This is a genomic window from Streptomyces sp. NBC_00075, assembly GCF_045041225.1.
GTDB classification, from domain to species: Bacteria; Actinomycetota; Actinomycetes; order Streptomycetales; family Streptomycetaceae; genus Streptomyces; species Streptomyces adonidis.
The window spans coordinates 1390328-1409080 of sequence record NZ_CP108243.1; the positions used below are offsets into that span (position 1 = coordinate 1390328).

General features: G+C 70.7%; 17 protein-coding genes. 8 read left to right on the plus strand and 9 right to left on the minus strand.

What is annotated here, in order from left to right:
• Positions 1 to 39: 39 nt before the first annotated feature.
• Positions 40 to 2094: a phosphocholine-specific phospholipase C gene (locus tag OG787_RS06100; RefSeq protein ID WP_405534500.1), complete on the minus strand. Its 2055-nt coding sequence runs from the start codon at positions 2092 to 2094 to the stop codon at positions 40 to 42.
• Between the two features lie 190 nt (positions 2095 to 2284).
• On the minus strand, positions 2285 to 2551 hold the full coding sequence (locus tag OG787_RS06105) for an ATP-binding protein (protein WP_405534501.1): 267 nt from the start codon (positions 2549 to 2551) through the stop codon (positions 2285 to 2287).
• Between the two features lie 313 nt (positions 2552 to 2864).
• Here OG787_RS06105 and OG787_RS06110 point away from each other — a divergent pair, with 313 nt between their 5' ends.
• Positions 2865 to 3869 carry a substrate-binding domain-containing protein gene (locus OG787_RS06110; RefSeq protein ID WP_405534502.1) on the plus strand — a complete coding sequence of 335 codons (1005 nt, stop codon included), beginning with the start codon at positions 2865 to 2867 and terminating at the stop codon, positions 3867 to 3869.
• Between the two features lie 5 nt (positions 3870 to 3874).
• Here the strand turns inward: OG787_RS06110 and OG787_RS06115 are convergent, their stop codons facing one another.
• Positions 3875 to 4876 (minus strand): LacI family DNA-binding transcriptional regulator, encoded by a 1002-nt coding sequence (locus OG787_RS06115; RefSeq protein WP_369031843.1) that lies wholly within the window; start codon positions 4874 to 4876, stop codon positions 3875 to 3877.
• Between the two features lie 172 nt (positions 4877 to 5048).
• Between OG787_RS06115 and OG787_RS06120 the strand changes: the two genes are divergently transcribed.
• The gene (locus OG787_RS06120) at positions 5049 to 6065 is read left to right on the plus strand and encodes a Gfo/Idh/MocA family oxidoreductase (RefSeq protein WP_405534503.1); all 1017 of its coding nucleotides are present in this window, start codon (positions 5049 to 5051) and stop codon (positions 6063 to 6065) included.
• On the plus strand, positions 6062 to 6931 hold the full coding sequence (locus tag OG787_RS06125) for a sugar phosphate isomerase/epimerase family protein (RefSeq protein ID WP_405534504.1): 870 nt from the start codon (positions 6062 to 6064) through the stop codon (positions 6929 to 6931). Before OG787_RS06120 ends, OG787_RS06125 begins: the two co-directional genes overlap by 4 nt.
• A gap of 45 nt (positions 6932 to 6976) precedes the next feature.
• On the opposite strand, the gene OG787_RS06130 is transcribed toward OG787_RS06125, so the two are convergent.
• Positions 6977 to 8137: an NAD-dependent formate dehydrogenase gene (locus tag OG787_RS06130; RefSeq protein ID WP_405534505.1), complete on the minus strand. Its 1161-nt coding sequence runs from the start codon at positions 8135 to 8137 to the stop codon at positions 6977 to 6979.
• Positions 8138 to 8262: 125 nt separating this feature from the next.
• Entirely contained in the window at positions 8263 to 9195 is a 933-nt protein-coding gene (locus OG787_RS06135) for a LysR substrate-binding domain-containing protein (protein ID WP_405534506.1), read from the minus strand.
• A gap of 250 nt (positions 9196 to 9445) precedes the next feature.
• On the opposite strand from OG787_RS06135, the gene OG787_RS06140 reads away from it, so the two are divergent.
• The 3 genes from OG787_RS06140 to OG787_RS06150 all read left to right on the plus strand — a co-directional run bounded on the left by OG787_RS06140 (position 9446) and on the right by OG787_RS06150 (position 11680).
• Positions 9446 to 9865 carry a molybdopterin-binding protein gene (locus tag OG787_RS06140; RefSeq protein WP_369031838.1) on the plus strand — a complete coding sequence of 140 codons (420 nt, stop codon included), beginning with the start codon at positions 9446 to 9448 and terminating at the stop codon, positions 9863 to 9865.
• A gap of 114 nt (positions 9866 to 9979) precedes the next feature.
• The gene (locus tag OG787_RS06145; protein ID WP_369031837.1) at positions 9980 to 10663 is read left to right on the plus strand and encodes a TetR/AcrR family transcriptional regulator; all 684 of its coding nucleotides are present in this window, start codon (positions 9980 to 9982) and stop codon (positions 10661 to 10663) included.
• A gap of 183 nt (positions 10664 to 10846) precedes the next feature.
• Complete coding sequence (locus OG787_RS06150; protein WP_405534507.1) at positions 10847 to 11680, plus strand: hypothetical protein; 834 nt, start codon at positions 10847 to 10849, stop codon at positions 11678 to 11680.
• 134 nt (positions 11681 to 11814) lie between these two features.
• Here the strand turns inward: OG787_RS06150 and OG787_RS06155 are convergent, their stop codons facing one another.
• A complete protein-coding gene (locus OG787_RS06155; RefSeq protein ID WP_405534508.1) occupies positions 11815 to 12594 on the minus strand; it encodes a hypothetical protein in 780 nt (259 codons plus the stop codon).
• A gap of 96 nt (positions 12595 to 12690) precedes the next feature.
• On the opposite strand from OG787_RS06155, the gene OG787_RS06160 reads away from it, so the two are divergent.
• The gene (locus OG787_RS06160) at positions 12691 to 13758 is read left to right on the plus strand and encodes a sodium:solute symporter family transporter (RefSeq protein WP_405534509.1); all 1068 of its coding nucleotides are present in this window, start codon (positions 12691 to 12693) and stop codon (positions 13756 to 13758) included.
• The gene (locus tag OG787_RS06165; RefSeq protein ID WP_405540430.1) at positions 13653 to 14225 is read left to right on the plus strand and encodes a sodium:solute symporter family transporter; all 573 of its coding nucleotides are present in this window, start codon (positions 13653 to 13655) and stop codon (positions 14223 to 14225) included. The genes OG787_RS06160 and OG787_RS06165 overlap by 106 nt, the downstream gene beginning before the upstream one ends.
• A gap of 21 nt (positions 14226 to 14246) precedes the next feature.
• Here the strand turns inward: OG787_RS06165 and OG787_RS06170 are convergent, their stop codons facing one another.
• From OG787_RS06170 to OG787_RS06180, 3 genes are read right to left on the minus strand one after another with little or no spacing between them, the layout of a single operon-like run.
• Complete coding sequence (locus tag OG787_RS06170) at positions 14247 to 15785, minus strand: sensor histidine kinase (protein ID WP_369031833.1); 1539 nt, start codon at positions 15783 to 15785, stop codon at positions 14247 to 14249.
• Positions 15782 to 16525, minus strand: a complete 744-nt coding sequence (locus OG787_RS06175) for a response regulator transcription factor (RefSeq protein WP_369031832.1) — start codon at positions 16523 to 16525, stop codon at positions 15782 to 15784. Before OG787_RS06175 ends, OG787_RS06170 begins: the two co-directional genes overlap by 4 nt.
• Positions 16526 to 16575: 50 nt before the next feature.
• On the minus strand, positions 16576 to 18747 hold the full coding sequence (locus OG787_RS06180; RefSeq protein WP_405534510.1) for a glycosyltransferase family 39 protein: 2172 nt from the start codon (positions 18745 to 18747) through the stop codon (positions 16576 to 16578).
• Positions 18748 to 18753: the final 6 nt, after the last annotated feature.

Here is an 18753-nt window from a genome sequence, read left to right on the forward strand (position 1 = left end):
TGTCCCGGTCAAGGCACCCCGGCGCACTCACCGACCCCCTCAGCAGGCCGCTATCGCCGGATCGCTCACGCCCGCCCGGCCGTTCTCCACGTGCCCGGCGAACCGGCGCAGGAACGACGCGTCCGCGCCCGAGGTGACCGTCAGGTCGTACCAGCGCCTGCTGGCGCCCAGGTCCACCCGGTGCCGTACGGTCGCCCCGGCCCGCACCCTGATCTTCCGGGACTGTCCCCCGTACCCGTTGCCCACCGTCAACTCCACTGTGCCGGAGCCCTTGTTGGTGAGCGTCAGCTCGACGTCGTCGCCGGTGTGCCGTGCGGTCACCTCGGGTCCTGCGGTGCCCTTGCCCCGGCCCTTGAAGACCCGCAGGAAGCCGTTCGGGCCGTGCACCGTCAGGTCGTACACGTCCTTCGAGTAGGCCGAGTTCCAGGTGTCCGAGACGGTCTTGCCGGCCTCGGTGGTGTAGTGCCAGGGGCCGTCGGTGCGGTTGCCGGACGTCACCACGAAGGCGGCGCCCGCGTGGCTGCCGGAGGCGAAGGCGAGCGTGAACTTCCCGGCCGCCGGGTCGGCCGAACCGTCCACGTACGGGGCGTACTTGAGCGGGCGGGCCGGGCGGGTGCCGCGCTCCTGGCGGGGCATGCGCGGGTCGGCCGGCGGGGTGGGCTTGTAGTCGGGGTGGCGGTCCCGGTCCTGCGGCTCGTAGCCGTCGGTCTCCGGCAGCGGGACCGGGTGCGCGTCCTTGCGGGAGAAGTCGAAGGCGGCGGTGAGGTCGCCGCAGATGGCCCGGCGCCAGGGCGAGATGTTGGGCTCGCGCACCCCGAAGCGCTCCTCCATGAACCGGAGGATCGACGTGTGGTCGAGGGTCTCGGAACAGACGTAACCGCCCTTGCTCCAGGGCGAGACGACCAGCATCGGCACGCGCGGGCCGAGACCGTACGGGCCGGCGACCCGGCTCGCGTCGCCCTTGTAGAGGTCCAGCGTCACGTCCACCGTGGACTTGCCCTGCGCGGCGGACTTCGGCGGCAGCGGCGGTACGAGGTGGTCGAAGAAGCCGTCGTTCTCGTCGTACGTGATGAACAGCGCCGTCTTCGCCCAGACCTCGGGGTTGGAGGTGAGCGCGTCCAGCACCTGCGAGATGTACCAGGCGCCGTAGTTCGAGGGCCAGTTGGAGTGCTCGGAGAACGCCTCGGGGGCGGCGATCCAGGAGATCTGCGGGAGCGTGCCCGCCTTGACGTCGGCCTTCAGGCGGTCGAAGTAGCCGTCGCCGTTCTTCACGTCGGTGCCGGTGCGGGCCTTGTCGTACCAGGGGTCGCCCGCCTTGGCGCCCCGGTACTTGTTGAAGTAGAGGAGGGAGTTGTCGCCGTAGTTGCCGCGGTAGGCGTCCTGGATCCAGCCCCAGGAACCTGCCGCGTCCAGACCGTCGCCGATGTCCTGGTAGATCTTCCAGGAGATCCCGGCCCCCTCCAGCCGCTCGGGGTAGGTCGTCCAGTCGTATCCGACCTCGTCGTTGCCGAGGACCGGGCCGCCCCCCTTGCCGTCGTTGCCGGTGTGACCCGTCCACATGTAGTAGCGGTTGGGGTCGGTGGAGCCGATGAACGAGCAGTGGTAGGCGTCGCAGACCGTGAACTTGTCGGCGAGGGCGTAGTGGAAGGGGATGTCCTCGCGGGTCAGGTACGCCATGGTCGTGGCGCCCTTCGCGGGCACCCACTTGTCGTACTTGCCACCGTTGTAGGCGGCGTGCCCGTCGGGCCAGGAGTGCGGGAGGCCCTCCAGGAACTGCATGCCGAGGTCGTCGGCCTCCGGGTGGAAGGGCAGCAGGTCCTTGGTGCCGTCCGACTGGTGCCAGACCGACTTGCCGTTGTCCAGGGTGACCGGGTGCGGGTCACCGAAGCCCCGCACTCCGCGCAGCGCACCGAAGTAGTGGTCGAAAGACCGGTTCTCCTGCATCAGGACGACGATGTGCTCGACGTCCTCGATCGTGCCGGTGCGGTGGTGCGCGGGAAGGGCGGCGGCACGCTCGATGCTGCTGGAGAGCGCGGTGAACGCCGTGGTCGCGCCCGCGAGTTGGAGGAAGCGGCGCCGGTTGACTTCGGGCATGGGTGAAGGGCCTCTCGTCCTGATGACGGCGATGAGCGTTACGTGACGGAATGGGGGCGCCTGGAGTTTCCCAGGGTTACCGAACGGCACGGAAGGGTCTGGTGGCCTCGGTGTGAAGGTCGTCGGTACACGAGATGAGGGGCGGGCCAAGACCGGCCGACGACGCCTTCAAGCCGACCCCAAGAGACCCCTACGCTTCTCCGGCACCGCCGGTCCGCCACTCGGCGGGCAGGTTCGGCAGGACGAGACGGAAGACGCAGCCGTGGCCCGGTGCCGTGTCGAGTTCGAGGCGGCCGTCGTGCCCCTCGGCGATGGTGGCGGCGATGGCGAGTCCGAGCCCGCTGCCGCCGTGGACGCGGGAGCGGGAGGGATCGGCCCGGTAGAAGCGTTCGAAGACGTGCGCGGCGTCGTGCCGACCGAGCCCCGGGCCCGAGTCGGCGACTTCGACCACCGCCACGGAAGGCCCCCTCGGGCAGGGCGGCCGAGGCGCCGACGCGGCCCTGGCGGTCCGTGCCCACGCGGATGTGCACGGCGGTGCCGGGAGCAAGCGGGGAATTGACGAGGAGTCAGGTCGGTGTGTGCGCCGGGCGCACCGGGAACAGCTCCGGGCCTTTTGTTGGGACGTCCTGACATACCCGTTGACATCACCGTTGGACGGATCCATAGTACGTGCCACTAGAGCGCGCTACTAAAGCGCGCCAGTGGCACCGGCGGGCGGCCCCGCCGATGGCCGTTTCCCATCCTGACCAGCACAGCGAGGTGCACGGGACATGCGCAGAATCCAGCGAGCCACCGGCCTGACCGCCACCGTTCTGGCCGGCGTGCTGTTCGCCGCCGGCTGCTCAAGCGGCTCCGGCGGCAAGAAGTCCGAGGAGGGCGCGGACGCCGCCTCGGCCGGGAAGGCGACCACGCCCCGGATGACGGTCGCGATGGTCACCCACGCCGCCCCCGGCGACACCTTCTGGGACCTGATCCGCAAGGGCGCCGAGGCCGCCGCGGCCAAGGACAACATCAAGCTGATCTACTCCAGCGACCCCAGCGCCGGGAACCAGGCCAACCTGGTGCAGAACGCGATCGACCAGAAGGTCGACGGCATCGCGCTCACCGCGGCCAAGCCGGACGCCATGAAGGACGCGGTGGCCAAGGCCGTGGCGGCCGGCATCCCGGTCGTCGGCTTCAACTCCGGCCTGGACAACTGGAAGCAGCTCGGCATGCTCGAGTACTTCGGCCAGGACGAGAACATCGCCGGACAGGCCTTCGGTGAGCGGCTGAACCAGCTGGGCGCCAAGCACGCCCTGTGTGTCGTCCAGGAGCAGGGCCAGGTCGCCCTGGAGGCCCGCTGCGCCGGCCTGAAGAAGGGCTTCAGCGGCAAGACGGACAACCTCTACGTCAACGGTACGGACATGCCGTCCGTGAAGTCGACGATCACCGCGAAGCTCCGGCAGGACCCCTCGATCGACGAGGTGGTCACGCTCGGCGCCCCCATCGCGCTGACCGCCGTCCAGTCGCTGACCGACGCCGGGAGCAAGGCCAAGCTCGCGACCTTCGACCTCAACAAGGACCTGGTCAAGGCCGTCCAGGACGGGACCGTGCAGTTCGCCGTCGACCAGCAGCCCTACCTCCAGGGCTACTTGGCCGTCGACGCCCTGTGGCTCTACAAGACGAACGGCAACTTCAGCGGCGGCGGGACGGCACCGGTCCTCACCGGGCCCGCCTTCATCACCAAGGAGAACGCGGACTCCGTCGCCGCGTTCGCCGCGAAGGGCACGCGCTGACCGGCTCAGGCCACCCCTTCCGGGGGTGGCCCGCTGGAGCCCCGTACCACCAACTTCGGTTCCAGCACCGCCTCCTGGGGCGCCAGCTCAGGGTGCTCCAGCCGCCGGACGGCGAAGTCCACCGCGTGCTCAGCCATGAGTACCGCGTCCTGGCGGACGGTGGTCAGGCCGATCGGCATCAGGTGGGAGAGGTGGCTGTCGTCGTATCCGACGACGGACAGATCGCGCGGGACCTCGACGCCGCCCCGGGTGAGGGCCATCAACAGGCCCATCGCGCTGCGGTCGTTGCCCGCGAGGACGGCGGTGGGCAGCGGCTGCCCCTGGTCGCGTTCCGCGAGGAGCAACTGCCCGGTCTCGATGCCCGACCGCTCCGTGTGATCGCCGGGAATCACCCGGATCTCGGGCTCCAGTCCGTGCCTGCGCATGGCCGCCCGGTAGGCGCGCCTGCGGTCGGCCGACCCGGGGCCGCGTCCGCCGTCGATGTGTGTGATCCGGCGGTGCCCGAGTTCGACGAGATGGTCCATGGCCTGCCGTACGCCCTTGCCCTCGGCGCTGTGCACGAAGTCCAGGGGGGCGCCGGGAACGCGGCGGCTGACCGAGACGACGACCGTGCGCCGGCCCAGTGCGTCCAGGTAGGCGGCATCGGCGAAGGAGCCCAGCACGATGAGCGCCTCGCAGCGGTGGCTGAGCAGGGCTTCGACGGCCTTGGCCTCGCTGCGGCCCTGGGCGGCGGCGGAGAGCAGCACGTCGTAGCCGAGGTGTTCGGCGGCCGGGTAGATGCCCTCGATCAGGTCCGTGTGGAAGGCCTGGTGGACGGTGAACATCACGCCGAGGGTGCGGCTGCGGCCCCGGGCGAGGAGCCGGGCCGCGTTGTCGGGGCGGTAGCCGATCTCGTCCGCGATCCGGAGCACCCGTTCCCGGGTCTCCTCACTGGCTCCCGGCTGGTTGCGGAAGACGATCGAGACGAGCGCCCGGGAGACGCCCGCCTTCTCGGCGACGTCCGCCATCGTGGGCCGCTGCCTGCCCGATGCATCCACCTGTGAACCAACCCTCCGAAGCCATTGACATGACATTTGAACAGGGGTCATCGTACTCGCAGCAGTGAACTAGCGCGCGCTAGTAGAGCGCGGCAGAGCGATATGGGAACCCTGCGTGTCCCCGCGGAAAGGAACACCACTCATGACTGTGCGTGTAGGCGTCATCGGCGCCGGCTGGATAGGCAAGGAGCACATCCGGCGCCTCACCGACGCCGTCACCGGCGCGCGCGTCACCGCGGTCACCGACATCGACGCGGCCCGCGCCGAGGAGGCGGCGGCGCCGGCCGGGGCCCGGGTGCTGCCCGACGGGGCGGCCCTGATCGCGGCGGACGACGTGGACGCGGTCCTCGTGACGTCCTGGGGTCCGACCCATGCCGAGCACGTGCTGAACGCGGTGGCCGCCGGGAAGCCGGTGTTCTGCGAGAAGCCCCTCGCCACCACCGTCGAGGACTGTCTGCGGATCGTCGAGGCCGAGACGACACTCGGCCGCCGCCTGGTCCAGGTCGGGTTCATGCGCCGCTACGACGCCGGTTACCGGAAGCTGAAGCAGGTCATCGACTCGGGCCGGATCGGCGAGCCGCTGATCGTGCACTGCGCCCACCGCAACCCGACCGTTCCCGAGTCGTACACGTCGGCGATGGCCGCCCTGGACACGGCCGTGCACGAGGTCGACGTACTGCGCTGGCTGCTCGACGACGAGATCGTCTCCGCCCAGGTGGTCGTCCCGCGCGCCACCGGCAAGCGGTTCGACCATCTCAGGGACCCGCAGATCATGCTCTTCGAGACCGCCAAGGGCGTCCGGATCGATCTGGAGGTCTTCGTCAACTGCCAGTACGGCTACGACATCCAGTGCGAGGCGGTCGGCGAGGAGGGCGTCGTGCGACTGCCCGACCCCGCCTCCGTCGGGCTGCGCAGCGCGGGGCGCCACAGCACGGAGATCCTCACGGACTGGGTGCACCGTTTCGCGGACGCCTTCGACACCGAGTTCCGTGAGTGGATCGCCGGTGTCGCGGCGGGCGCGCAGCCCACCGGCCCGTCCGCCTGGGACGGCTACGCCGCCACCGTCATCACCAGCGCGACCGTCGAGGCCCTGGAGTCGGGCACCGTCGTCGCCACCGACCTCAAGCCCCGGCCCGCGCTCTACGGAGGTGCCGCGTGAAGATCGCCCTCGACCCGTACATGTTCCGCGCCCTGCCGATCGACGACATGGTGCGCACGGTCGCCGAACTCGGCTACGAGTACATCGAGTTGTCGCCGCGCGACGACTTCATGCCGTTCTTCCTGCACCCGCGCGCGGACGACGAGCGGATCGCCGAGCTGAAGAACTCCCTGCGCACGCACGGCGTGCGGCTGTCGTCCGTGCTGCCGCTGTACAAGTGGTCCTCACCGGACGAGACCGAGCGGCAGGCCGCCGTCCGCTACTGGAAGCGGATGATCGAGATCACCGCCGACCTCGAATGCCCCCTGATGAACTCGGAGTTCAACGGCCGCCCCGAACACGCCGCCGAGAGTGAGGCCGCGTTCTGGCGCTCGCTGGAGGAACTGCTGCCCCTGTTCGAGCGGGAGGGCATCGCGCTGAACCTGGAGGCGCACCCGGACGACTTCTGCGAGGAGAACACCCCGGCCGTCGACCTGGTCCGGGCCGTCAACAAGCCCTGGGTGAACTACCTCTACTGCGCCCCGCACTCCTTCCATCTCTCCGGCGCGTCGGAGGTCGGAGCGGACATCGCGGCGATGATGCGGTACGCGGGCGACAAGCTCCAGCACGTCCACATCGCCGACTCCTTCAACCACAAGGGCTCCTCGGGCCTGCGCTACATCCTCAACCCGCCCGGCACCACCGCCCGTATCCACCAGCACCTCGACATCGGCCAGGGCGAGGTCGACTGGAACGCCTTCTTCGGCACCCTGCGCGAGCTGGACTTCGACGGCGTCGCCACCGCCTGCGTCTTCGCCTGGGAGGAACGCGCCCACGAGTCCTCGGCGTTCATGCTCGACCGCATCCGCAAGGAGCTGGGGGCGTGAACTGCCGCCCCACCGGCGGGAGTCGACGGTGGGGCGGCCCATGCGTCAGGTGTTCACGGAGTACGAGTGCGCTCCGGTGCCGGCGAGCGCGCCGCCGTCGACGATCAGATACTCGTCGCGGATCGGCCGCCCGCCGAACCACGACTCCAGGATCTCGCGGGTGCCCGCCGCGTAACGGGCCTGCGCGGAGAGCGAGGAGCCGGAGATGTGCGGGGTCATGCCGTGGTGCGGCATCGTGCGCCACGGGTGGTCGGCGGGGGCGGGTTGCGGGTACCAGACGTCGCCCGCGTAGCCCGCCAACTGCCCGCTGCGCAGGGCGCGTTCGACGGCGTCACGATCCACGATCCTCGCGCGGGCCGTGTTGATGAGATAAGCCCCGCGCTTCATCGCGGCCAGCATCTTGTCGCCGAAGAGGCCCTCCGTCTCCGGGTGCAGAGGCGCGTTGATCGTGATCACGTCGCAGTGCGGTGCCATGTCGACGGCGCTCTCGTGCCAGACCAGCCCCAGTTCGCCCTCGATGTCCTCCGACAGCCGGTGCCGGTCCGTGTAGTGCAACTTGACGTCGAAGGGGGCGAGGCGGCGCAGTACGGCGAGTCCGATACGTCCGGCGGCGACCGTACCGACGTGCATGCCCTCGACGTCGTACGAACGGGCCACGCAGTCCGCGATGTTCCAGCCACCGTCGAGCACCACCTGGTGAGAGGGCAGGTAGTTGCGGACCAGGGAGAGCGTCATCATCACCACGTGTTCGGCGACGCTGATGCTGTTGCAGTACGTCACCTCCGCCACCGTCACACCGTGCGCGATGGCCGCGTCCAGGTCGACGTGGTCGGAGCCGATGCCGGCGGTGACGGCCAGTTTGAGGTTCCGGGCGGCGGCGATCCGCTCGGGGGTCAGATAGGCGGGCCAGAACGGCTGCGAGATGACGATGTCGGCGTCCGGCAGCTCCCGGTCGAAGACGGAACCGTCGCCGTCCTTGTCGGAGGTGACGACCAGGGTGTGGCCGCGCTCCTCCAGGAAGCGGCGCAGCCCGAGTTCGCCGGAGACGCTGCCGAGCAGCTGTCCCGGGGTGAAGTCGACGGCCTCGGGGGTGGGGGCCGTCTGGCCGCCGGGATAGTGGTCGATGCGCGGGAGGTCGTCACGGGCGTACGAGGTCGGGTATCCGTCGGTCGGGTCGTCGTACAGGACGCAGAGCACCTTGGCCATGTCACGGCTCCTCAACTCCGTTGCGGGAACGTGCTCTTCACGATCGTCGGAGTCGATTGCGCAGGTCAAAGCGAACGTCGCTATGTCGGGATAGCCGCCGCCTATCAACTCCCGCCGACTGCTCGTCAACTCCCGTCGCCCAAATAGCTGTTGAGGAGTGCGTCCAGGGCGTCCCGTACGCCCGCCTCCCGCGCCACCTTCACCAGCGCCTCGGCGAGCACGGACTGCGGCTCGTCCCGTACGACGACGAGCCCGACCCTCGGCCCGTGCGCGGGCCCTTCCAACGGGACCACCCGCATGCCCTCCGGTACGCCGAACATGTGCAGCCAGGCGTGCGAGATCACGCTCGACCAGCGGCCGCCCGGCAGATGCGCGTACAGCCCGGCGACGCTGTCGGACTCGATGGCGGGCGCGGCCGTGGCGCCGTCGGCGGCGAAGCACTCGTCGATGATGCGGCGGTTGCGCATACGGGAGTTGAGCAGACACAGCGGGAGGTCGGCGGCCTGCGCCCAGCGGGCCTCGGAGGTACCGGCGAGGGGGCCGTCGACCGGCGTGAGCAGCACGTACCGCTCCTCGTAGAGGGGAAACCGGCGTACGTGGCGGAGGCTGTCGTCGTCGAGGTACGTCATCGCCGCGTCCAGCTCGAACTCGGCGAGCCCGTGGGTGATCTCGGCGGACGACAGCGACTCCAGGCTCACCCGGGCCCGGGGATGCCGGTCGCAGAACGGGGTGGTGAGGAGGGAGGCGGCGGGCAGCGCGGTGGGCACGACACCGAGCCGCAGAGTCCCGGTGAGGCCGCCGCGCATCGCGGCCAACTCCTGCCGCAGGGCGTCCTGTTCGGCGAGGATGCGATGCGCCCAGGCGAGGACGACTTCGCCCTCGGGGGTCAGTCCCTCGTACCGTCTCCCCCGCCGGACGATCGGCACGTCCAGTTCGTGTTCGAGCCGCCGGATCGCGGCGGACAGGGACGGCTGGGACACGAAGCAGGCGGCAGCGGCTCGGGCGAAGTGCCGCTCCCGGGCGAGCGCGACGAGGTACTCCAGCTGACGGAGCAGCATGTGCCACCTTCCGGGCGGGTCACCAGGGCAGGGTCCGCGTGACCCGTCGTACAGCATCGGGTGTCGCGCCCAGGACGGGTAGTCGGCGAGGGGACCCGTCGGCACGTCGAACCGTCGGGCTCCCAAGGCGACACAGAGCCACGCGGACTCCGCCTGACCCGGGCCCCGCGCCCGCCCCGGCTAGCGTGAGGTTCGCAAAAGCACCGAAGACCGACATTCCCCACCCACTTCCCATGTGAGGCGTTCCGCCATGAGCCTGAGCATTCGCAACCAGATCCCCGGTACCGTCACGGCCGTCACCACCGGGGAGGTCATGGCCACCGTCAAGGTCCGTCTCGACGGCGGTCAGGACATCACCGCGGCGATCACCCGGGAGTCCGTCACGGAACTCGGCCTCGCCGAGGGCACCGCCGTGCGCGCGCTGGTCAAGTCCACGGAGGTCTCGCTGGCGACGGCCGCCGTCGAGGGCGTCTCCATCCGCAACCAGCTCCCCGGCACGGTCGCCGGCATCACCACGGGCGCGGCCATGACCTCCGTCAAGGTCGCCGTCACGGGCGGTGAACTCACGGCCGCGATCACCACGGACGCCGTGAAGGACCTGGCCCTGGCCACCGGTTCCCCGGTCGTCGCCCTGATCAAGTCGACGGAGATCTCCCTCGCGACCGGGTGAGCGGGCGGCCGGGTGGCCGAGTGAGCGGGTGGCCGGGCGCGGGCCCATCGGCCGCTCCCGACCGTCGCGGCGCACACTAACCGGAGACTACAGTCCGGTTGCTAGGCTGGGCGTATGGCGGCGACGGAGAGCGCGAAGGCGGGCGAGCGGGGGCTGCGGGCCGACGCTCTGCGGAACAGACAGCGGATCGTGGCCGCCGCTCGCCGGATCTTCGAGGAGCAGGGGCTCGACGCACCGCTGGACGAGGTCGCGGAGCGCGCCGGGGTGGGCGCCGGCACGCTGTACCGGCGGTTCCCCACGCGCGGGGAGCTGGTCGAGGCGGCCTTCGAGGACGAGTTGCGGAGCGTGGCGGCCATCACCGAGGAGGCCCTGCGCTGCGCGGACCCCTGGGTCGGGTTCAGCACCTATGTCGAGCGGCTGTGCGAGGCCATGGCGACCGATCGCGGCCTCAGCGACCTGTTCACCCTCCGGCTGCCCGACTCGGAGGTCGCGACGATCCTGTGCGACCGGCAGTCCGAAGCCCTGACCAGGCTCGTGCGTCAGGCCCAGGAGGCCGGAGCCCTTCGGGACGACTTCGTTCCGGAGGACGTTCTCCTGTTCCTCCTGGCCAATGCGGGGGTCGTGAAGGTGACCCGGTGCGCCGCCCCGCACGCGTGGCGACGCCTGGTCGCGTTCCTGCTGACGGCGTGCAGGGCGGACCGCACGGACCCACTGCCGGCCGCGCCGACACCGCTTCAGGCGGAGCGGGCCCTGCTCAGCCACGCGGAGACGAAGGGCCTGGGCTCGAACCGGCCGTGACGGCCGTTCCGGGGACCCGACGCACCCGATTCGATGTCTCGCGCATCACACCCATCGCTCTCGTCGCAGCGGGAATAAGCGGAGAGTTCAGTCCAGTTACCTGATCCAAGAGCATCCAAGTACAGGGTGTCGACGCGTCCACCGAGGTGACGTGTCCTCGGCCGATCAGGAGGCTGTCGGACGATGAGCTGCATCACCGCGTGTGCCCCGCGCCGCCGCGCACACCGCGAGGAACCCCGGGGCCGGCTCGCGCCGCCGAAGGTGATCACGCGCAGGGGCCTGCGGCGCGGGGCGGCGGGTGTGGCGGTGACGGGACTGGTGTACGGCGGCCTCCTCGCCGTGACGGCGGACGACAACCCCCTCTTCGGCGTCGACTGGGCGGGGTCCGCCGCCGAGAACGCCCGCCCGTTCGGGACCGCCGTGACAGCCGGCTGGACGACGGCCACTGAGGCCACGACGTTGGCCCTGGGCCGCGTCGAGACCTTCGCCGCCTGGCCCTTGATGGCACTGACCCTGTTCTGGCTGGCGTCCCGGAACCAGCCGGTCTATCTGCGCGGCGCCCTCGCGTTGTTCGTGTCGAACGCGGCCGGCCTGGCAGTCTTCGCCTCCGTCCAGGGCTTCCCGGCGGACGAGGCGGCCCTCGTCGGCGGCTACTTGGCGTTGCCAGGCGTGCTGGCGGGCGGGTACGTGCTGATGGCGCTGGCGGTCGTCGCCCTCACGGCGAGGTGCCGGGTGCGGGCCGCGGCGACGGCCGTGGCGCTGTTCGCGGTCACGGCGGCGGTCCTGTCCCCGGACCACCACGCCCTCGGCACGCTGTCGGCCGCGGTCGCGCCGCTGCTGGCGTGGTACGGCATCGCGGCTCTCGAGTCCCGCCGGGCAGCCGGGCGCCGAAGTGTCGATGCGATCCCGCCCGTCACCGTGCCGGAGGCCGGCGTGGTCGCCCTCCGGCCGCGTGCCGAGGCCGCCCCGGAGGAAGGGGCCGGCTCCGATCCCGTACCGCTGCCGAGGGCGGGCTGACGGCAGGTCACTTCGAGCGCCGACACTCACCACTGGACCAGGGCGAGGATCCCACCCGCGAGGGCGTCTGGTCTCTCTCGCACGCTCCCCCGCAGCTGCGCTCCAGCGGCAGCTGCGGGGGTGTTTCGTCATGTCTACGGGCAGGTCTCCTCGAACTTGACCGCGGTGAACTCGACGGGCTGTCCGGTCAACGGCGTGGCTGCGGAAGGGGTCTGCGTGCACACCTTCCAGTTCGACTCGACCAGCACCCAACGGCCGTCCGGAAGGGCGTCCTTCACGGTGATGGACGTACCGGAGTCGAGCACGGCCCGAGCCGCCTTCACCGACTTGCCCGCCAGGTCCGGCATCTTGCCACCTGCCGCGGCCAGCGGCTTCTCCTCCTTCGCGGGGCATGCCTCTTCCAGTTTCACCGCGCCGAAGTCCAGGTCCGTGTCCGTGGACCTGGAGACGCCGGCCTTCACGTTCTGGGTGCACACCTTCCAGTTCCGGTCGAATGCCTGCATCCGGTCGCGGCCGAGCGCGTCATGCGAGGCGAGCCCGTGGAAGCCGGCCTCCTGCGCCTTGTCCTGGGCGGACTGAAGGCCCATCCCGACGAAGTTGGGGACGGTCGCCGTCTTGTCCTCGTCGGCCGCGGGCTTGTCGTCGCCCGTCTGCTTCCCGGCTTCGTCCTTGGCCGGCTTCGCCACGGCGGTCTTCGTGACAGTGACGGTGGGCTGCGGCCCGGCCTCACTGCTGGCAGCGGCCTTCTCCTCGTCACCGCCGCCGGAAGAACCGATGCCGACGCCGAAGAAGAAGATGAGCAGCGCGGCCGGGACAGCGATCCGTTTCCGCGCCCACGCCGGTCTGCCCTCCGGCTCACCGGCCGCTGGTGGGGTGAACGGAGGCTGGACAGGCGGCTGTTGGTTGTACGACATGTGTCCCCCAATAGGTCAGTTGGCGCCAGATGACCGTAGGCGGCGAAATACCCCAGCAGGCCGCTTCAGGGGGTAAGGGATGCGACTGTGACGCAAGTGCGAATAGTGAACGACGGCTGGACGCCCGCCCGCGGCACCGCCGTCGCGGCGCGGCGTCGCCGATTCGCCTTCCCGATACACGCACACAACAACAGGGCACTTCGCCCCAGCGGACTCGCGCTGGCCGGGAGTTTCACCTCGACGTCCCTGCTGCTCACCGTCACCGGTGTGGTGGCGACCGTGGGCTTCGACGGGATCACCATGGCGACCAGCATGTTCCTGTCGCTGGGCCTGCTTCTTCTCCTCGCGCGGCCCATCCGGCTCAGCGGCGCCTGCACCCTGGGCGATCTCTTCGTACTGCGGGCGTCCGGCACCGCTCCCCGGATGGCCGCGGCGGTGGCCACGCTCCTCGTGACCGGGCCGTTCCTGATCGTGCAGCTGATGGCCGCGGGGAGTGTGACCGCCGCCCTGCTCGGCTTCACAGGTGTCGGAATCCAGAAGGTCTGCACGGTACTGATCGGCGGTCTGGTCGTCACCTGCGGTGTACTCAGCGGCGCCAAAGGGCTCACCTCGGTGCAGACACTGGCCACGACGGTGGTCGGCGCGGCGATGCTCGTGGTCTGCGTGTGCACGATCCGGGCCTTCCACGGAGACATCGACGCCCTCATCGGCGACGGCAGCACGACGCGCCTCGGCTTCGCGGGCGGCCAGCTCTCACTGGTCCTGGGCGGCGCCTGCATGCCCCATGTCCTCAACCGGGTCTACGCGATGAGGGACACCGCCACCGCACGGCGCTCCATCCGATACGCGACCGGTGTCGTCGCCTTCCTGTGCGCCGCCGTGGTCCTGCTGGGTTTCGGGGCCGCGGCACGGATCGGCGCCCGCGAGATCACCGGCGGGCAGGGGAACGGTGACGACGCGCTGATGCTCCTGGCTCGTGACCTGGCGGAGGGCAAATGGAGAACGGACTCGGCGGCCTGCTTTTCACCGCGGTCGCCTGCGCCCTGTTCCTGTGCGTTCTGGCGGTCGTCGGCGGCACCACGTCGGCGGCGGCCGGCGCACTCGCCCGCGACGCCTACCGGCACAGCGCACGACGCGAACAGCCGAGCCGCGCGGGCGAGTTGACCACGGCCCGGGTCGCCGTGGCGCTCTTCGGCACCGTGGGCATCGTGCTCGCGGTGACTGCCCAGGGGCACTCCGCCGGCTTCCTGGCCCAACTCGCCACGACCGTGGCCGCGTCGACCGTGGCACCGGCCCTGCTCTACACCTTCTACTGGAGCCGGTACAACAGGACCGGGCTGTTGTGGACGGTCTACGGCGGAGCGTCCCTGTCGGTCGGCCTGTACCTGTTCTCCTCCGCCGTGTCGGGCAGCCCGACGGCACTCGTCCCGGCGGCCGACTTCGCGTGGTTCGGCCAGAGCAACCCCGCCGCGATCTCCGTGCCCGCCGCCTTCCTGTTGGGATGGGCGGGCAGCGTGGTGGGACGCCGCCGTGCCGGGGGAACTCCGGCCGCGGGAGAGGATCCGCCTGACACCGACATGCTGCTCCTGACCGGCCGGCTGCCCGCATCTGTCACCTATCGCCGCCGGTGAGCGAGCGCCCGGACGGGAGGATCAGCGAGGTTCCTGGCCGGCACCGGCCGTGGGGAACACCAGGCGGAAAGTGCAGCCCCGCCCCGGTGCGGTGTCGAGTTCGAGCCGGCCTCCGTGGCCCTCGGCGATGACCGTGACGATGGCCAGGCCGAGTCCGCTGCCGCCGTGGTGGCGTGAGCGGGCGAGGTCGGCCCGGTAGAAGCGCTCGAAGACGCGCTCGGCGTCCACGGGGTCGAGGCCCGGTCCCTCGTCCGCCACTTCGATCACGCCGATCGGGAGGCCCGTCGGCAGGGGCGGCGAGGCCGCGGTGCGCCCGGGGCGGTCGGTGCCGCCGGTGCCGGGACCGGCCTCGGCGGTGCCGACCCGGACGTGGACGCGGGTGCCCGGCGGGGTGTGGATTCGGGCGTTGGAGAGCAGGTTCTCCAGGATCTGGCGCAGGCGATGCGGGTCGCCGACGGTCTCCGCGAGGTCGAGTTCCTCGGCCCCGGTCGGATCGGCCGCGGTGTGGAGCGGGCCGAGGTCGACGGGGTGGGTGGCGCTGTGCAGGGCGGCCGCGCTGACCGCGTCGGCCGCGAGGGACAGCAGGTCGACCGGCTCCCTCCGGTAGGAGGGCTCCTTGTCCAGCGTGGCGAGGAGCTGGAGGTCGTCCACGAGCAGACTCATGCGTTCCGCGTTCTGGGCGATGAACCGGTTGGCCTCGTCGCGTTCGTGGTCCGAGCGCCGCTCCGGACGCAGGGCGAGTTCGGCGTAGCCCTGAATGGCGGTGAGCGGGGTGCGCAGTTCGTGCCCGGCGTCGGCGACGAACCGGCGCAGCCGGGCCTCCGAGGTCTCCCGGGCCAGCAGTGCCCTCTGTAGGCGGTCGAGCATGGAGTTGAGGACCCGGCCCAGGCGTCCGATCTCGGTGCGCGGATCGGTGTCCGACAACCGCACATCGAGCCGGCCCGCGGTGATGTCCTGTGCGGTCCGTTCCATTCGGGTCAGGGGGAGCAGGCCCAGCCGGATCACCCAGCGGCCCAGGGCGAGCAGGGTGACGATCGTGACGGCGAGCAGCACGGCGTTCAGCCAGAGGATCTTCGAGGTGGCGCCGTCGACGGTGTCGAGCGGCAGGGTGACCACCGCGCTCATGCCGTCCGGGCCGGGGTTCAGCAGCACCCGCCAGCGGCCGTCGCCGCTGACGGCGGGCACGGTCTCGGGGTGCCCGTCCCGCAGCCCGAGGTTCTGCGCGTCATCGGCCAGCTGGGGTCCTGGCTTGGTCTCGGAGCCCAGGGAGACGTTCAGACGGCGCCCGGAGGAGTCGTAGAAGTAGACATGGAAGTCCGAGGGCAGTGCGTCCAGGCGTTCCCCCGGACCCGGGAGCGTGCCGTCGTGCGCGTCCTGGAAGGCGGGAGCCGGTGGATGGAACTCGACGAGCTGCGCGTCGACACGGTCCAGGAGCCAGGAGCGAAGCACCACGAAGCCGACGGCCTGGGAGGCCAGGACGGCCGCGGTGGCGAGCAGCGTGACGCCGAGGACGAGGCGCCGGCGCAGCGACTTGGGCGGCGGGGGCAGGAGCCGGGTCACTGGTCGTGGATTCCTCCGTGGTCGCGAGGCAGGCGCAGGCAGTAGCCGACGCCGCGCACGGTGTGGATCAACGGAGGGTCGAAAGAGTCGATCTTCTTGCGCAGGTATCTGATGTACGTCTCGATGATGCGGGCGTCACCGGCGAAGTCGTAGCTCCAGACATGATCGAGGATCTGGGCCTTGCTCACCACCTGGCCGGCGTTGGCCAGCAGGTAGGCCAAGAGCTTGAACTCCGTCGGTGACAGCGGAACGTACTGCTCCGCGCGGTGCACCTCGTGGGCGCCCTCGTCGAGTTCCAGGTCGGCGAAGCGCAGGACGCTCTGCGCCACCGGCACCTCGGCGGCCGGGGTCGTGCGACGCAGGATGGCCTCGATGCGCAGCAGCACCTCCTCGATGCTGAACGGCTTGGCCACGTAGTCGTCCCCGCCGACGCCCAGTCCGTTGAGGCGGTCGTCGAGACCGGTGCGAGCGGTCAGGAACAGGACGGGACAGTCGTTGCCTGCCGCCCGCAGCCTGCGGGTCACCTCGAATCCGTCCAGATCGGGCAGCATCACGTCGAGCAGCACCAGATGCGGCGCCAGGCGTTCGACCTCCAGAAGGGCCGACCGCCCGGTCTCGGCGCTGCTCACCTCGTATCCGGTCAGACGAAGCGTTGCCTCCAGCAGGGTGCGGATGCTGGGCTCGTCCTCGACCACGAGGAGCCGGTGTCGCGGCCTCACCACTGCGGGCTGCTCGATCATGACTTCTGCTGGTCCGTTCTGCCGTCTGACGGCCGTCGCTCTGACGTCGGTTACTCCGCGGCGCAGTCGTAGAGCACGTTGCTTCCCCCGAATCCCATCGCACCGCCGGCGTCTTCCTGCGACGACGTGCCCGAAGTGCCGCCGTACGCCGACGCCGGAACCTTCGTGCAGTTGTCGGCGATCCAGTCGGAGCGCTGCTCGGTGTATCCGCCGGACAGGGCCCGAAGTCCGCCGCCGTTCGTGTCGGATCCCAGGATGTATCGCAGTTCGCCGTTCTTGGTCCACTCTTCCAGCTGAGCCACCGACGGTGCGTTGTCGCTGTTCGTGAAACCGCCCATGCCGATGACGGTCTCGTCCGTGCCCAGGATGAAGACACTGGCCGCGGTGGCCCCGCCCTCGACGGCGAGCTTGATCCGGGCGTCGGGTGCGTGCTCGACGGCGTACTGAAGGATCTTGCGCTGTTCGGTGGTGAGTTCCGCGTTTCCGCCGAAGCCGCCACGCCCGCTCGGGGCCGTTCCCGAGTCCGTACTCGGGAACGAGGGCGTGTCGCTGTCGTCGGAGCCCGAACCTCCGGGAGCGCCGGGCATGCCGGTCGCTCCACCCGTGGGTATGCCTGAGGGCATCCCGGACGGCATGCCCGACGGAAGGTCACCACTGTTCGAACCCTGTCGAGGCATGCCGCCGCCTCCACCGAATCCGAAGGTCAGGGGACCGGCCGTCGGGTTGGTGCCCCCCATGCCGGTGGTGCCGGGCACGGTCACGGCCCAGGCTCCCGGGGCCAGCAGGACCGATACGACGGCGGCGCCCGCGGCTGCCGTGAGCAGCCGACCACGGCGGCGGGAGAGCAGCAGCAGGACGACCGCGGCGCAACCTGCCAGCAGCACCGGCCACATCAGCCAGCCGTTCCAGTCGGGCTCACGGCGGATGAGCACCACGGCCCAGACCACGCTCACCGCGACCGCGACCACGCCGACCGAGGGCGCCCAGCGCAGGCCTGCGCGGTGAGCACGGACGAGGGCGGCCATCAGTCCGCCGCACAAGGCGGCGATCGCCGGGGCGAGTTGCGTGGTGTAGTACGGGTGGAAGATGCCTTTCTGGGTCGAGAACACGGCTGCGCAGACCACCAGCCAGGTCCCCCACAACAGCCAGCCGGAGGCCGGCAGCACGGCGGAGTCGGGCAGCCTGCCGCGTCGGCGCAGGACGACGCCGACGACGGCGGCAGCCAGAGCCAGCGCGCAGACCGGCAGCAACCAGCTGATCTGACCGCCCACCTGCGCGTTGAACAACCGGCCGAGGCCGGACCGGCCGCCGAATCCGCCGGCGAGTCCGCCCATCGTCTGGGACGTTCCGTCGCTGGAGCCGAAGACCCGGCCCAGCCCGTTGTAGCCGATCACGAGATCCCAGGCCGAGCCGTCCTCGCTGCCGCCGATGTACGGGCGGTCACCCGGCCACAGGGCCACCATCGCGACCCACCACAAGGAAGACGCCGCCAGGATGGCTCCCGCGCCCAGCAGACGCCGCACTCGCGGTATCCAGGCGCCGCTTCCTCCCACGAGCCAGGCGACGGCGAACGCGGGGGCGACCATCCAGGCGGCGAGCATTTTGGTGAGGAACCCGCACCCGATCAGGAAGCCGCTCGCGCACAGCCACCAGGTCGTGGCCCGCCCCTCGGTCCGGAGCGCCCGGGTGAGCGCGTACGCCGCCGACACCAGCAGCAGGACCAGGAGCGTGTCCGGGTTGTTGTCCCGGTTGATGGCCACGGTGATGGGCGTCAGGGTGAGCACCAGCGCGGCAAGCAGAGCCGCCCCCTCCCCCGCCCAGCGGCGCACGGTGCGGTGCAGCACCAGCACCCCGGCGACGCCTTCGAGGACCTGCGGCAGGATCAGCGCCCAGCCGTGCATCCCGAAGATCTTGCTGCTGATCACCTGGGGCCACAACGCGGCCGGTGGTTTGTCCACCGTGATCACGCCCGCTGGATCGAAGGAGCCGAAGAGGAAGTTGGTCCAGCTCTGCCCCATCGACTTCACGGCCGCCGAGTAGTAGCTGTTGCCCCACCCCAGGGAGCCCAGGGCCCATCCGTACAGGACGGCCGCGAGCACGAGGACGGCTCCGAGGGCCGCGGGTGCCGCCCAGGCGGGCAGCGAGCGGACGGACGTGTCCGCAGGCCTCCTGTCGTCAGCCGATGCCGCAGGTACGGGCATGATGTGCGCGGAATTGCTCATGTCGGG

Coding starts and splice junctions, on each gene's coding strand:
- OG787_RS06100 (WP_405534500.1), bottom strand. CDS start 2,094: ATGCCCGAAGTCAACCGGCGCCGCTTCCTCCAACTCGCGGGCGCGACC.
- OG787_RS06110 (WP_405534502.1), top strand. CDS start 2,865: ATGCGCAGAATCCAGCGAGCCACCGGCCTGACCGCCACCGTTCTGGCC.
- OG787_RS06115 (WP_369031843.1), bottom strand. CDS start 4,876: ATGGCGGACGTCGCCGAGAAGGCGGGCGTCTCCCGGGCGCTCGTCTCG.
- OG787_RS06120 (WP_405534503.1), top strand. CDS start 5,049: ATGACTGTGCGTGTAGGCGTCATCGGCGCCGGCTGGATAGGCAAGGAG.
- OG787_RS06130 (WP_405534505.1), bottom strand. CDS start 8,137: ATGGCCAAGGTGCTCTGCGTCCTGTACGACGACCCGACCGACGGATAC.
- OG787_RS06135 (WP_405534506.1), bottom strand. CDS start 9,195: ATGCTGCTCCGTCAGCTGGAGTACCTCGTCGCGCTCGCCCGGGAGCGG.
- OG787_RS06140 (WP_369031838.1), top strand. CDS start 9,446: ATGAGCCTGAGCATTCGCAACCAGATCCCCGGTACCGTCACGGCCGTC.
- OG787_RS06145 (WP_369031837.1), top strand. CDS start 9,980: ATGGCGGCGACGGAGAGCGCGAAGGCGGGCGAGCGGGGGCTGCGGGCC.
- OG787_RS06150 (WP_405534507.1), top strand. CDS start 10,847: ATGAGCTGCATCACCGCGTGTGCCCCGCGCCGCCGCGCACACCGCGAG.
- OG787_RS06155 (WP_405534508.1), bottom strand. CDS start 12,594: ATGTCGTACAACCAACAGCCGCCTGTCCAGCCTCCGTTCACCCCACCA.
- OG787_RS06175 (WP_369031832.1), bottom strand. CDS start 16,525: ATGATCGAGCAGCCCGCAGTGGTGAGGCCGCGACACCGGCTCCTCGTG.
- OG787_RS06180 (WP_405534510.1), bottom strand. CDS start 18,747: ATGAGCAATTCCGCGCACATCATGCCCGTACCTGCGGCATCGGCTGAC.